General features: G+C 72.7%; 13 protein-coding genes. 3 read left to right on the forward strand and 10 right to left on the reverse strand.

Annotated elements, in window-relative coordinates; translation table 11 throughout:
- The first annotated feature begins 72 nt into the window (after window positions 1–72).
- Window positions 73–891, forward strand: a complete 819-nt coding sequence (locus AB0K14_RS09365; RefSeq protein WP_360465198.1) for a helix-turn-helix transcriptional regulator — start codon at window positions 73–75, stop codon at window positions 889–891.
- 3 nt (window positions 892–894) lie between these two features.
- Here the strand turns inward: AB0K14_RS09365 and AB0K14_RS09370 are convergent, their stop codons facing one another.
- Genes AB0K14_RS09370 through AB0K14_RS09380 form a run of 3 tightly spaced genes read right to left on the reverse strand, consistent with a single transcriptional unit; the run spans window position 895 to window position 2,957 of the window.
- Window positions 895–1,854, reverse strand: a complete 960-nt coding sequence (locus tag AB0K14_RS09370; RefSeq protein ID WP_360465196.1) for an LLM class flavin-dependent oxidoreductase — start codon at window positions 1,852–1,854, stop codon at window positions 895–897.
- A 9-nt stretch (window positions 1,855–1,863) separates the two neighbouring features.
- Window positions 1,864–2,544: an SDR family oxidoreductase gene (locus AB0K14_RS09375; protein ID WP_360465193.1), complete on the reverse strand. Its 681-nt coding sequence runs from the start codon at window positions 2,542–2,544 to the stop codon at window positions 1,864–1,866.
- Entirely contained in the window at window positions 2,541–2,957 is a 417-nt protein-coding gene (locus AB0K14_RS09380; protein ID WP_360465191.1) for a VOC family protein, read from the reverse strand. Before AB0K14_RS09380 ends, AB0K14_RS09375 begins: the two co-directional genes overlap by 4 nt.
- 46 nt (window positions 2,958–3,003) lie before the next feature.
- On the opposite strand from AB0K14_RS09380, the gene AB0K14_RS09385 reads away from it, so the two are divergent.
- Complete coding sequence (locus AB0K14_RS09385) at window positions 3,004–3,681, forward strand: GntR family transcriptional regulator (RefSeq protein ID WP_360465188.1); 678 nt, start codon at window positions 3,004–3,006, stop codon at window positions 3,679–3,681.
- Here AB0K14_RS09385 and AB0K14_RS09390 read toward each other — a convergent pair.
- The 4 genes from AB0K14_RS09390 to AB0K14_RS09405 are packed head-to-tail and all read right to left on the reverse strand — an operon-like array spanning window position 3,645 to window position 7,068.
- Window positions 3,645–4,790, reverse strand: a complete 1,146-nt coding sequence (locus tag AB0K14_RS09390) for an alpha/beta hydrolase (RefSeq protein ID WP_360465185.1) — start codon at window positions 4,788–4,790, stop codon at window positions 3,645–3,647. The two genes, AB0K14_RS09385 and AB0K14_RS09390, sit on opposite strands and share 37 nt — an antisense overlap.
- A gap of 18 nt (window positions 4,791–4,808) precedes the next feature.
- Window positions 4,809–5,801, reverse strand: coding sequence for an ABC transporter permease subunit (locus tag AB0K14_RS09395; protein WP_360465182.1), 993 nt, complete (start codon window positions 5,799–5,801; stop codon window positions 4,809–4,811).
- A complete protein-coding gene (locus AB0K14_RS09400; RefSeq protein ID WP_360465180.1) occupies window positions 5,798–6,679 on the reverse strand; it encodes an ABC transporter ATP-binding protein in 882 nt (293 codons plus the stop codon). Before AB0K14_RS09400 ends, AB0K14_RS09395 begins: the two co-directional genes overlap by 4 nt.
- Entirely contained in the window at window positions 6,676–7,068 is a 393-nt protein-coding gene (locus tag AB0K14_RS09405; protein WP_360465177.1) for a GntR family transcriptional regulator, read from the reverse strand. The genes AB0K14_RS09400 and AB0K14_RS09405 overlap by 4 nt, the downstream gene beginning before the upstream one ends.
- A 160-nt stretch (window positions 7,069–7,228) precedes the next feature.
- Between AB0K14_RS09405 and AB0K14_RS09410 the strand changes: the two genes are divergently transcribed.
- Window positions 7,229–8,245 (forward strand): hypothetical protein, encoded by a 1,017-nt coding sequence (locus tag AB0K14_RS09410; RefSeq protein ID WP_360465174.1) that lies wholly within the window; start codon window positions 7,229–7,231, stop codon window positions 8,243–8,245.
- Window positions 8,246–8,307: 62 nt separating this feature from the next.
- On the opposite strand, the gene AB0K14_RS09415 is transcribed toward AB0K14_RS09410, so the two are convergent.
- The 3 genes from AB0K14_RS09415 to AB0K14_RS09425 all read right to left on the reverse strand — a co-directional run bounded on the left by AB0K14_RS09415 (window position 8,308) and on the right by AB0K14_RS09425 (window position 12,605).
- On the reverse strand, window positions 8,308–9,258 hold the full coding sequence (locus AB0K14_RS09415) for an SdrD B-like domain-containing protein (protein ID WP_360465171.1): 951 nt from the start codon (window positions 9,256–9,258) through the stop codon (window positions 8,308–8,310).
- Between the two features lie 111 nt (window positions 9,259–9,369).
- Window positions 9,370–10,941: a carbohydrate-binding protein gene (locus tag AB0K14_RS09420; protein WP_360465168.1), complete on the reverse strand. Its 1,572-nt coding sequence runs from the start codon at window positions 10,939–10,941 to the stop codon at window positions 9,370–9,372.
- A 215-nt stretch (window positions 10,942–11,156) separates the two neighbouring features.
- Window positions 11,157–12,605, reverse strand: a complete 1,449-nt coding sequence (locus AB0K14_RS09425) for a DHA2 family efflux MFS transporter permease subunit (RefSeq protein ID WP_360465165.1) — start codon at window positions 12,603–12,605, stop codon at window positions 11,157–11,159.
- Window positions 12,606–12,954: the final 349 nt, after the last annotated feature.

Below are 12,954 nucleotides of genomic sequence, written 5' to 3' on the forward strand. Positions count from 1 at the left end.
CGACGGCGGCTCGGCCGGAGGGAGGCCCCGACAGGGCCCCTCTGCGGTGCGGGCGACCTAGACTGGGCGATCGTGAACGCGCTCGGAGGGTTCCTGCGCGCCCGCAGGGAGGCGATCACCCCGACCGAGGTGGGGTTGCCGACCGGCGCGCGCCGCCGCACGCCGGGTTTGCGCCGGGCCGAGTTGGCCGCGCTCGCGGGCGTCAGCGTCGAGTACCTGACCCGCCTCGAACGCGGTCGCGACCGCCACCCGTCCGCGCAGGTCGTCGGCGCGTTGGCGGACGCGTTGCGCCTGTCGCCGCACGAGCGCGTGCACCTGCACCGGCTGGTGAAGGCGGGCGGCGCGGTGTGCTCGGCGGTCGGTGAACCGCGCCCGGTGCGCCCCACCGTGCTGGCGCTGCTCGACCGGCTGGAGCCCACGCCCGCGTGCGTCGCCGACGCGCAGGGCGACCTGCTCGCCTGGACCGCCGGCTTCCGGTGGCTCGCCGCGCCGTCGGGCCTGCTCGACGTCGACCGGCCCAACCTGGCGCGGTTCGTGTTCGGCGACGCCAGGGCGCGCACCGCGTTCCCGGACTGGGACCGGGTGGCCGACGAACGGGCCGCCGCCCTGCGCGCGGCCGCCGACCTGGGCGACGGCTCGGCGGCCGCGCTGGTGGAGGAGCTGTCCATCACCGCGGGCGCGGAGTTCGGCCGCCGCTTCGCCGCCGCGGCCGTGCTGCCGGTCGGAACGGGCGTGGAGCGGTGGCGGCACCCCGAGGCGGGCGTGCTGCGGCTGGCCTACGAGAGCCTGGCGGTGCCCGGCGACGAGGACCACCACCTCGTCGCCTACCTCCCCGCCGACGACGCCACGTCGAGCGCTCTCACCGCGAACGCCCTCGCCGCCACCTCGTAGGACTTACAGGACGGCGGCCAGCCGTTGCAGGGCCGACACCGGGTCGTCGCCGATCGGGAACAGCACCGCACTGTCCACACCGGCCGCGAACAGCTCGTCCAGCCGTGCCCGCGCGTCCTCGGGCGTGCCGGTCACCGCGAGCTGCCGCACCCACTCCGCCGGGAGACTGCGCACGAACTCCTCGCGGCTGCCGCACTCGCGTCGCAGCGCGGCGAACTCCTCCGCGAACGGCAGCGGCTCGATGTGCGGCGCCCAGTCGGGCTCACCGATCCACGCCAACCCCTCCCGGACCGCGTCCACCGCCACGGCGCCGTCGGGGTGGACGGCGGCCACGTTGTAGCCCACGAGCCGGTGCGGCCGTCGCGCGCCGATCCGCGCCAACGCGGCCCGCGCGTACTCCGGGGTCGTCGGCTCGGCCAGGATCGTCCCGTCCGCGACCCGGCCGGACAGGGCCAGTGAACGCGGGCCGCGCACGCCGGCCAGCAGGCGTGGCGGGTCCGCCGGCACGCAGGCGTCCTCCAGGCGGACGCCGTCCAGGGTCACGTACCCACCCGCCTGCTCGACGGTCTCACCGCGCACCAGGGCCGCCACCGCGCCCAGGTACTCCTCCAGCAACGTCAACGGGCTGGCGGGCCACTCCCCCACCGACCGCATCCAGCCGGGCATGCCGTGCCCGATGCCGATGTCGACCCGACCGGGGAACAGCTGGGCCAGCGTCGCCACCTCCATCGCGGCGAACGCGGCGTTGCGCGCGCCGACGGGCAACAGCCCGATGCCGACCCGGATCCGCCCCGTCACCGCCAGGACCGCCGCGGCCTGCGCGACGCCGCCGCGGAAGCCCAGGTCCTCCACCACCCACAACTCGTCGAACCCCAGCTCGTCGGCACGCCGGGCGAACGGCAGCACCCCCGCCGGCGGGAGGTCGCGGGGCAGCATCACCCCGACCGATCCGGAACGGCTCACGTCGTCTCCTCAGGTCCGCAGGTAGGAAGCACCGTTGAGGTCCAGGACGGCGCCGGACGCCCACTCCGCCGCGGGCGAGGCGAGGTAGACCACCGCGGCGGCGACCTCCTCGGGTCGCGCCACCCGCCCGAACGGGCTCTGCCGGAGCACGTCGTCGGTCACCATGTGGGCCACCCGGTCAGTGGCCACGAAGCCCGGCGCCACCGAGGCCACCGCGATGCCGTGCGGCGCCAGGGCGACCGCCAGCGACTGGCCCATCGAGTGCAGTGCCGCCTTGCTCGCGCCGTAGGCGGGCATGTCCGGCTCACCGCGGAACGCGCCGCGCGAACCGACGTTGACGATCCGCCCGCGGGTGCCGCGCTCGATCATGTGCCTGGCCACGCAGTAGGACATGTCGGCCGCGCCGAAGACGTTGACCGCGAACGTGCGCCGCCACAACGCCTGCCACTCGCGGTACGACTTGTCCGCCACCGAGCCGAGCTCCACCAGGCCCGCGTTGTTGACCAGGACGTCGATGCCGCCGAGGGTGTCGACGGCGGCGGCCACGGCCCGCTCGACCGAGTCCGGGTCGGCCAGGTCGACGTCCGAAGAGGACAGCGCGGCGACGGTGTCGCCCTGTGCCCGGAACGCCTCCGCGATCGCCGCGCCGATACCGCGGCTGCCGCCGGTGACCAGGACGCCCCGGCTCACTTGGCGAACACCTGCGCCTCGTCCTTGAACGCCTTGAACTCCAGCGCGTTGCCCGCCGGGTCGCGGAAGAACATCGTCCACTGCTCGCCGGGTTCGCCTGCGAACCTCAGGTACGGCTCGATCACGAACTCACGCCCCGCCGCGCGCAGCCGCTCGGCCAGCGCGTGGAACTCGGGGATCGGCAGCAGCAGGCCGAAGTGCGGCACGGGCACGTCGTGGCCGTCGACCGGGTTGCGGCCGGCGTCGTCACGCGGGCCGGGCACGACGTGCGTCACGAACTGGTGGCCGTAGAAGTTCCAGTCGACCCACTTCTCGGCCGAACGCCCTTCTTCGAGCCCGAGCACGCCGCCGTAGAACGCGCGCGCCTCGGCCAGGTCGTCGACGGGGACCGCGAGGTGGAAGCCAGGTCTCATGCCTCCACCTTGACCAAGCGCCGCACTGATGTCAACATTCGACATTATGCAGTTGCCCAAGGCCGATCGGCGGGGTCTCGCGGACGAGGCCGCCGACCGGATCCGCGACGCGATCCTCGCGGGCGTCTTCCCACCCGGCTCGCCGGTGCGCGAGGTCGAGCTGGCCGCGTCACTGGACGTCAGCCGCGGGTCGGTGCGCGAAGGCCTCGCCGTGCTGGAGCGGGAAGGGCTGGTGCGCAGCGCCTGGCACCGCGGCACCAGGGTGATCGACCTGACCGCGCAGGACGCCGTGGAGGTCTACTCGGTGCGCGCCGCGCTGGAAGGGCTGGCGGGGCGCGGTGCGATCGGCCGCGTCGACCTGGACGTGCTGGGCCGGCTCGTCGACGCCATGGCGCGGCGGCTGGCCGCGGGCGCCCCCAGCGACGAGCTGCTCGCGCTGGACATCGAGTTCCACGACACGATCTACCGCGCGGCGGGCAACCGGCGCCTGCTCGAAGCGTGGCGGGCGGTGCGGTCGCAGGTGCACCTGTTCCAGCTCACCCGCATCCGGCTGGGCCACCACCACTACCGCGCGGTCGTCGTGGACGAGCACCGGGAGATCGTCCGGCTGCTCGACGCCGGTGACGCCGCCGAGGTCACCCGCTACGCCGAGGAGCACGTCCACTCGGCGTTGCGGGTGCTCGTCGGTCAGCTCGACGGCTCGACGAAGGACACCTCGGGGTAGCTCGCCGACGGCCGGTCGAGCAGGGGTTGCCGCTCGCCGCGCAGGTGCAGGTCGAAGAACGCCCGCACGTAGGCGCGGGTGATCGCCGCGCCGCGCTCCCCGCCCACGTCGGCGCCGAGGTCCAGGCCCAGCTGCGGCGCCACCACGCCGAGGTCGGTGAACGACGGGTGCTCCATGCCCGCCACCACCAGCCACCGCTTCCACCCGGTCAACCGCGGCCAGGTGTCCGACCAGGTCTGCGCCGCGCCGCCGGGCGCGCCGGGCGCGTAGGTGTTCTGCCGGCCCAGGAGCATGACCGGGCGCGACAGCTCGGGCGCCGGGTCCGGTGCGGTGATCGTGCCGTCGACGTTGATCGCGGCACGGATGCGGTGGTCGGCGTGCAGGGCGACGAGGCTGCTCACCCCGCCCACGGAGTGGCCGCCCATCGCGATCCGCGAGGCGTCGACCAGGTTCGCGCCGGGCCGGTGGCGCAGCGGCCCGGTGAGCTGGTCCAGCACGAACGACACGTCGGCCGCCCGGCCCTGCTGGAGCCTCAACCAGAACGGGATGTCGTACCGGCCGCACGCCACGCACGGCGCGACCCGACCGTCCGGGAACGTGGTGGCGACGTTCTCGTAGGTGTGGTCGACCACCACGACGACGTTGCCGTGGCTCGCCAGGTCCTCCGCCAGCGTGGTGAGGGTGGCGCGTGGCCTCTTGAACCCGGGCGACAGCACGACCAGCGGCAGACCGTGCCGACGACCGGCCGGTCGCGCGTCCACGACGGCGTTGGTCCGGACCGCGCTCAACGCGTCGGGCGGCACGGTGGTGATGCCCGCCTCCTCGAACACCGCGGCCGACTCGACCGCCGTCATGTACTGCTTCTTCGGCCCACGCGCCGACGCCGCCGGGTAGAAGAGGGAGACCATCAGCTCCCGGTTCGCCGTGGGCACCCACGGATCGAGCCGCGAGGTGTCCGTCAGGTGCAGCGATGTCGTGCCCACCGGGTGCCGGCCGGTGGGCGCGGGCAGGTAGGGCGTCGCACCCGGTTCGGGACCGGACGCCGCGGCGGACGCGGACGTGGCGGACAGGACGAGGGTCAGGGCGATGAAGAACGTGATGCCGCGCATGGGGTTCCTCCGTGGGAGTCAGGACAAGGTGCGGAGTCGGCGGAAGCAGAACCACGTCACCAGCGCCGCCAACGCGAGGTACAGCGCCAGCTCGGCCCACTGCAAGGGCCAGAACCGGCTCGCCGGCTGGTAGGCCAGGTGCTGCCGGTAGCCGAGGTCGTCCAGCCCGGCGAAGCACGCGCGGATCCGATCGAGTTCCGGCAGCGTGATGGGGTCGGTCTGCGCGGGCGGCAGGCAGTGGCCCACCGCGGCGGGCAACGGACGCACCGCGGCGCCGTTCGCGTCCACGGTCTCGTTCGCCAGCACCCACGCGCCCGCGGGTGTGAACACCTTCAACGACTCGGGCACGTCACCGTCAGGGCCTGGTTCCGTCTGGATGCCCGCGATGGTCCGCGCGGTGAGCGTGACGGACTCCCCGACCGGCGGCAGCACGTGCGGGCGCACCGCGAGCGGGACCGCCAGCTGCACGGCGGCGTACACGACGAGCGTCACCGCCATCGCGGTCACGGTGCGGCGCACCAGGATCGCCACCGCGATCCCGAGCACGAACGCGAACGCGGCGTAACCGATGGGCGCGATCCCCCGCACGGCGAACACCAGCGGCGTGACGCGCGGCTCGAAGCTCCGCTCGGTGTCGAGGCCGGCGGCCGTGTCGATGGGGTCGGCCCACCAGCTGACGACCAGGCTGAGCACGCCGGCCGCGACCGCGGCGGCGGGCAGGCCGATGCCGAGCTTGACGGCGAGCCACCGGGAACGGGTGACGCTCTGGTTCCACACCAGGTTGTGCGTGCCCGTCTCCAGCTCGCGGGTGATCATCGGCACGCCCCAGAACACGCCGAGGACGGCGGGCAGCAGCAACACGGCGAGCAGGCTGCCCATGTACAGCAGCTCCTGGTCGCCGAAGGGGCCGCGGGCCGGGCGACTGGCCGCCAGCACCACGCCGGCCAGCGCGAGCGCCCCGTACACCGACAACACCGGGAAGCGCAGCTGCCGCCACGTCAGCCAGGTCATCGGACGACCTCCAGACCGGGTCGCCCGGCGCCGGGGTTGGTCAGGTAGGCGAGGATCAGGTCCTCCAGGTCGAGCTCGCCGACGTCCCAGGAGGGGTCGAGGATCGGCGCCTCGGTGCGCACCAGCACGGTGGTCTGGCGGTCGGTGTGGCGCACGGAGACGACTTGCTGGTCCCCGGGCAGGGTGTCGACGTCCCGGCGCGGCCCGGTCAACCTGCGGTGGGTGGCGAGCAGGTCGTCCACCTCGCCGGCGATCCGGACCCTGGAGTCCACCAGCACGACGAGGCGGTCGCAGACCCGTTCCAGGTCGGCGACGAGGTGCGAGGACATCACCACGCTCAGCCCGTGCTCGGCCACGGCCTCCATCAGGTCCTGGAGGAACTCCCGCCGGGCCAACGGGTCGAGCGAGGCGACCGGTTCGTCCAGCAGCAGCAGCTCGGGCCGTTTCGCGATGCCGAGGGTGAGCGCGAGCTGGGCGCGCTGACCACCGGACAGCTTCCCCGCGGCCAGCGCCGGGTCGAGGCCGATCCGGGCGATCCGGGCGCGCGCCAGCCCGTCGTCCCAGCCGGGGTTGAGGCGTGCGCCCAGGCGCAGGTGCTCCTCGACGGTGAGGTTCGCGTAGACCGGGGCGTTCTGCGCGACGAAGCCGACCTTCGCCAGCTGGGCCGGGCCGCTGCCCGGCACGCCGCCGCACACCTCGATCGTGCCGCTCGACGGTGCGAGCATGCCCGCGGCGAGGCCGAGCAACGTGGACTTGCCCGCGCCGTTCGGGCCGACCAGCCCGGTCACGTGCCCGGCCGGGACGTCCAGCGTGCACCCGGTCAACGCCCAGCACCGCTTGTACTTCTTGCCCAGTCCCCGGGCGCTCAGCACGGTCACGCTATGTCCTCTCGGGACGCGGAGCGAAACGTGGTGAGGAACAAGGCCTCGATGCCCTCCTCGTCCAGACCGGCGCGGCGGGCCTTGGCGAGCCATCGCCGCAGGTCCTGGCGCAGCGGCGCGAGCGCGGTGAGCGAGGTGCCGGCGAGCGTGGCCGTCACGAAAGTGCCCACGCCGGGACGGGCGGCCACCAGGCCGTCGTGCTCCAGTTCCCGGTAGGCCTTGAGCACCGTGTTCGGGTTGATCGCGAGGTCCGCCACCACGTCCTTCACCTTCGGCAGCTGATCGCCCTCGTGCAGCAGGCCCAGCCGCAGCGCGTGCCGCACCTGCCGGACGAGCTGCTGGTACGGCGACAGGCCGGACCTCCCGTCCAGGTGGAACTCGATCACGACTACCTCCATTTATCTAGTTACCTAGCACTATAGGCACCTAGGCGCGCGGCGTCGAGTCGCCGGGTCGGCCCGCAGGCCGGTCAGCCGACGGTCAGCAGGCGGTCAGTCGGTGCCCCGACGGTGGGCACGCAGGACTCCGACATCCGTGAGGAGCACCATGAGCACCAGACGCACGGCCGTTGTCGCGATCGCGGCCCTGACGGGCGCGTTGATCGCGGTCACCGCGGCGGCCGCGGCCGCCGCGACGTGCACGCCGAGCTACCTGCCGCTACCCGCGGACCTGCCCAACGGCGCGGTCACGGCCGCCGACAGCGCGGGTGGCTACGCGGGGTACGGCTGGGTGGTCGTCCGCGGTCTGTCCATCACGATGAGGGCGATGCGCTGGTCCGACGGCCAGGTCACCGACCTCGGCCGGTTCGCGGGGACCAACCCCTCGGTGGCCGACGTGAACCGGCACGGCACCGTGGTGGGCTCCGCCGCCGGACGCGCCCTCCGCTCGCGCGACGGCAGGTTGGAGGCGCTGCCCACGCCGGCCGGCCACACCGGGGCGAGGGCCGTGGGCGTCAACGACAACGGCGACATCGTCGGCAACGCGTCCAGCACTCCCCCGGACACCGCGCCGTACTCGATCTCCACGCCCGTGCTGTGGCCCGCGAGCGGTGCGGCGCCGGTGGTGCTGACCGGCCTGCCGACCACCGGGCACGCGGAGGCCAAGGCGATCGACCAGGACGGCACGGTGCTCGTCGAACACCTGCCCCGGCGCGACTCCGGCGCCGCCACCGCGCTGTACCTGTGGAAGGCGGGCGCGGCCCGCAAGCTCGCCAACCCGTCCGGCACGACCACCGTGCGCGGCTGGGACCTGTCCGACGGCCGCGTCGCGGGTGAGACCTACCCGGCGTCGGGCTACGACGGCAGGGGCGCGCTGTGGGACCGGAACGGCGTCCCGTCACGGCCCGCCGGCAGCGCCTACCTGCACTCGATCAACCGGTCCGGCCAGTCGGTCGGCTGGTCGCTGAGCACGGGGACCTGGGGCGCGTGGCAGCTCGACACGCAGGTCGCCGCGCTGGACGACGACCCGAGCGTCGACGTGTCCGCGGACAACGGCACGGTCGCCGGTCGCAGCATCCCCGCGTCGGGGGCCAGGCAGCTGCCGACGGTCTGGCGCTGCGGCTGAGCGTCGGCACGAGCCCGCGGCGGGACAGCCGTGCCGATCCAGGGTGGGATCGCCACCCGGCGTCACCGGGTGGCGGTGACCCCGCCGCCGGACCTGGTGGCCCTGACCGGCCAGGGCAGCGGCTTGCGGTTGAACACGTCGCGCCAGCTGTCGGTGGGGACCGCGACCACGCCCACGTCGACCACGTGCTCCGCACCCGCCTCGACGGTGAAGACCTCGCTGCTCCCGTGGCGGTACCAGGCGTCCTCGGTGGTGGGCACGATGTCGGAGTCCGCGGTGTCGTTGCCGACGTTGGGCGTGGTCAACCGCCACGAGTTCTTGGACAGGCTCACGTGCGCCTGGAACCGCTTGGCGGCCACGTCCAGCCGGTACTGGCCCTGGAAGGTGTTCGAGAAGCCCGCGGAGTCCTCGTCGTCCAGCGCGCGGAAGGAGATGCCGACGCTGTCGACCGGGGGCTCGTTCGGCTCGCGCACGCCGTTGGCGTTCAGGTCGTGCCAGATCCGCCCCTTGACCACGCCCTTGCCCACGAAGTCGAACGACCGCTCGGAGTGGTTGTTGCCGGTGACCGACTCCGGCGAACCGGTGGTCACCGACGCGGTCGCGATGACCGACGTGCCGATCGGCGCCTGGTAGGAGACACCGGCGCTGAAGCGGAAGTGGAAGGGGGTCGCCCCCGGCTGGAGCGGACCGACGTGCTCGCACGTCGCGGTTCCCGGCGCCGGGCTCTCGCAGTCCCACTCCGACGACGTCTCGGTGCCGAAGGATTGGAGGTGGGACGGCAGGGTGACGGTGAACCGGACGTTCTCCGCCGGGGCCGTGCCGACGTTGCGGACGTGGGTGTAGACCAGGGTCCAACCGCCCGGCGGCAGGATGTTGCGCGGCGCGGAGACCTCGATGGTCACATCCGCCTCGGCCTCCTGCGCCGCCGCGGTTCCCGCCAGTGCGGTCGCCGCCGCGGTGCAAGCGATCACCAAGACGCCCGTGACGCGGCGCGCGAGTACTCCGACTGACATGGTTCCCCCCCAGCGGTTCCGTCCGGGAGATGGTAAGGCTTCGCCGACAGCGGCGGACCGGCTGTCGGCGAAGACACACCACTCGAAGGCGGAGCGCTGGAAGATGGACCGCTAGAAGCGGGCACCCACGTCGGCGCCGTTGGCCGGGCGCAGGAACGTCGACGACCGGATCGAGCCGTCGGCGTTGCGGGCTCCCGTGATCACGCCCGGGTCCGTGCTGACGAACGACCACGTGCCGCCGAGGTTCCACGAGTTGCCGCTGCCGGTCGAGGACGAGCCGAGCGAGGCGTTCGTGCCGTTGGCCGCGGCCAGGTTCCTGGTCAGCGTGCCGGACGAGCGGTCGAACTGGAACCCGGTCTTCGGGTTGTCCCACGCGGTGCTGCGCTCGACCTGGTGCCGGCCGGGGTTGTTGTTGTCCACGAAGCCGCCGGCCGCGTTGTCCCACGTCATCGTGTTGCGCACGGTGTGGTTCGCGGCCACGCCGTTGCCGCCGAGCTTGAACCCGTTGCCGTCGCCGGTGAAGTCGGGCAGGTTCCAGCGGTTGAACCCGTTGCCCCAGGCCAGGCCGTTCTCCAGCAGGATCGGCGAGGAGAACATCCAGTAGTCCAGGCCGTCGTCGGAGTTGTTCCACAACCGCGCGCCGCGCACCACGTTGCCGCTGCCGGAGCCCTCCTTGATGGCCAGGCCGTCGGCGCTCTCGCCGTTCTTGCGCGGGTCGCGGTTTCCGTAGGCGTCGAGGTTGACGATCTGGTTGTTGCCCGACGCGCCCTGGATGTGCAGGCCCGACTCGTAGTTGTCCCGCGTGACGAGCCGCTCGAAGACGTTGTTGTTGGTGTCCAGGCCGAACACGCCGTAGGGGCCGTGGACGATCTCCAGGCCGATCAGCCGCCAGTGGTCGCCCTCGATGTGCACGGCGCCGCGTTCGGGGCGCGGGATGCTGGAACCGACGGCGCCCGGCGTGTACGGCATGTTCTCGCCGTCGACGACCACGTGCTCGCCGTTGTAGTTGCGCAACGTGATCGGTTGGCCGGACGTGCCGTTCTTGAGGATCTGGATGTTGGTGCTCGGCGCGTACGTGCCGCCGCGCACGTGGATCGTGTAGCCGGGCTGGGCCAGGTCTACCCCGCGCTGGATCGTGCGCAGCGGTGCGGCGAGCGTGCCCGGGTTGGCGTCGTTGCCGTTGGTCGCCACGTACAGCGCGTCGGCCGGCGGCTGGGTGTCGTCCTGCGTGAAGTCCAGGTAGTCGACGTTCGGCAGCCCGGCCGAGGTGGTCGGGCTGAGCCGGATCGTGGTGGCGCCCGCCGGCACCGTGACGGAAAGGGTCTTGGAGACCCACGTGGACCACGCGCCCGTCGCCTCGAACGAGACCGACTGCGCGGTGGTGCCGTTGACGAGGAGGTCGGCGGACCGGCTGGTCGTGCCGCCGTTGGCGAACCGGACCACGACCGTCGCGGCGCCCGCGGTCGACGCGGTGACGGTGAACTGCGCGTGGGCGCCGACGGCGTTGTCCGCGTTGCAGAACCCCGTGCCCGAGTAGCCGGGCCAGTTGCTCTCGATGGCGCCCGTGCACACCGCGCTCTCGGCCTCGTGGTGCGAGGTCGCGGCAATCGCGGCGGCGCCGGGCAATCCCAAGGCTGCGGCGGCAACTGCTGCAATGCCGACGACAAGGGGTTTCACGCTCATTGTGCTCTCCCTTGGTGCGAGGCGGAGCGAACCTGGTTCACGCTTCTGAACTGGGCAAACCCGTTCTGGGAGCGTTCCCGGGGCACGCTAACGCACACCTTTGGAAAAGCGCAACGCACACCGCGACAATCCTGCGGTTTCACAATTATGAACTAATTGCCACGAGCGCCGGACGGGCGCGGGGACGACGAATCACGTCGTCCCCGCGCACGCCGCTAAACCGGCGACTCGGCCTTGCCGGCCTTGACCATGAACGAACCGGCCACCGCCACCAGCGACAGGATCGCGGCCAGCAGGAACGCCGTCTGCATGCCGCCCATCTCCGCGCCGGCGGCGGGCTCACCGGACGCGACCAACCCGGCGGCCCGCGCGCTCATCACGCTGACGAGCAACGCCACGCCCGCCGCGGCGGCGAGCTGCTGGGTCGTGCTGAAGATCGCGCTGCCGTGGGAGTAGAGCCGCGCCGGCAACGCGCCCAGGCCGGACGAGAACAGCGGCGTGAAGGAGAACGCCAGGCCCAGGCTCAGCACGAGGTGGAACACCAGCACCAGAGCCGCGGGCGTGGAGGTGTCGAACGTGGTCGCGAACCACAGCGAGCCGCTGGTCGCGACGGTGCCGACGATGAGCAGGACGCGCGGCCCGACCCGGTCGTAGAGGCGGCCGACGAACGGCGACAGCAGACCCATCAGCAGGCCGCCGGGCAGCAGGAGCAGGCCGGTGGCCAGCGGGTCGAGCGCGAGCACGTTCTGCATGTAGATCGGCAGGATCGTGACCACGCCGAGCAGCAGGCCCATCATCACCATCATCAGGGCGCTGGCGATCGTGAACGTCCGGAAGGCGAACGTCCGCAGGTCCAGCAGGGCGCGTTCGGTCCGCTGCAACTGCACCTGCCGCAGCACGAACGCCGTGATGCCCAGCACGCCCACCGCGAGCGACGCCCACAGCGTGGCGGACGACCCGCCGCCGCTGTGCCCGATGCTCGACAGGCCGTAGACCAGGCCACCGAAGCCGAGCACGGACAGCAGCACCGACAGCGGGTCGATCGGCGCGCTGCTCGCCTCGCCGATGCGAGTCACCCAGCGCAGGCCGAGCACCAGCGTGGTCACCGAGATCGGCAGCACGACCCAGAACATGGCCCGCCAGCTGAAGGAGTCCAGCAGCACGCCCGACACCGTCGGGCCGATGGCCGGCGCGACCGAGATGACGATCGAGATGTTGCCCATCACCGCGCCGCGGCGGGCCGGCGGCACGAGCGTCATCACGGTCGTCATCAGCAGCGGCAGCATGATCGCCGTACCGCTGGCCTGCACCACGCGTGCGGCCAGCAGCACCGGGAAGCCCGGCGCCAGCGCGGCGAGCAGGGTGCCCGCGCTGAACAGGCCCATCGCCACGCCGTAGAGCACGCGCGTCGACACCCGTTGGATGAGGTAGCCGGTGATCGGGATGACCACCGACATGGTCAGGAGGAAGCCCGCCGTGAGCCACTGCCCGACGGCGGCGGTCACGTCGAGCTCGGTCAGCAGCACGGGCAGCGCGACGCCCATGATGGTTTCGTTCAGGATGACCACGAACGTGGCCACGAGCAGCACGCCGATCACCGCGCGGTCGGCGCGGCTGAGCGCGGGCGGCGACGACACGGCGTCGGACACACCTGCGGAAGTCATGCGTAGATCCCCCAGAGGAAAAAGACGGGCGCGACAAAGAGGCAACGGCGCCCCGAGCGCCTCCAACACTACCTCCGTGGTTCACGACGCCAACTCACTTTTTCCCGTCGGCGAACCCGGCCGCGACCCGCGGGGGCCTCGGGCCGGGGGTGCGCGTCGCCGTGCCGGCGCGGGCCGGACTCGCGACCGGGCTACCTCCGCTCCGCCGGACGTGCGAGCGAGGACGCCTCCGGCGCAGCGGCCGACCGCGTCCCGGCCCCGTCCGCGGCCGTGGAGCCCCGAGAAAGTCGCATGACGATCAAGGAAGCTCCATTCCCGCTGATCAGGCCGAAACTTTCGGCACGCTCCG

Origin of the sequence: Actinosynnema sp. NPDC050801 (assembly GCF_040673975.1) — a bacterium.
Taxonomy (GTDB): Bacteria; Actinomycetota; Actinomycetes; order Mycobacteriales; family Pseudonocardiaceae; genus Actinosynnema.

What these genes read in the sequence shown, in the direction of transcription:
- AB0K14_RS09380 (WP_360465191.1), bottom strand. Translation starts at nt 2,957, where the DNA reads ATGAGACCTGGCTTCCACCTCGCGGTCCCCGTCGACGACCTGGCCGAG.
- AB0K14_RS09385 (WP_360465188.1), top strand. Translation starts at nt 3,004, where the DNA reads ATGCAGTTGCCCAAGGCCGATCGGCGGGGTCTCGCGGACGAGGCCGCC.
- AB0K14_RS09390 (WP_360465185.1), bottom strand. Translation starts at nt 4,790, where the DNA reads ATGCGCGGCATCACGTTCTTCATCGCCCTGACCCTCGTCCTGTCCGCC.
- AB0K14_RS09395 (WP_360465182.1), bottom strand. Translation starts at nt 5,801, where the DNA reads ATGACCTGGCTGACGTGGCGGCAGCTGCGCTTCCCGGTGTTGTCGGTG.
- AB0K14_RS09410 (WP_360465174.1), top strand. Translation starts at nt 7,229, where the DNA reads ATGAGCACCAGACGCACGGCCGTTGTCGCGATCGCGGCCCTGACGGGC.
- AB0K14_RS09415 (WP_360465171.1), bottom strand. Translation starts at nt 9,258, where the DNA reads ATGTCAGTCGGAGTACTCGCGCGCCGCGTCACGGGCGTCTTGGTGATC.
- AB0K14_RS09420 (WP_360465168.1), bottom strand. Translation starts at nt 10,941, where the DNA reads ATGAGCGTGAAACCCCTTGTCGTCGGCATTGCAGCAGTTGCCGCCGCA.
- AB0K14_RS09425 (WP_360465165.1), bottom strand. Translation starts at nt 12,605, where the DNA reads ATGACTTCCGCAGGTGTGTCCGACGCCGTGTCGTCGCCGCCCGCGCTC.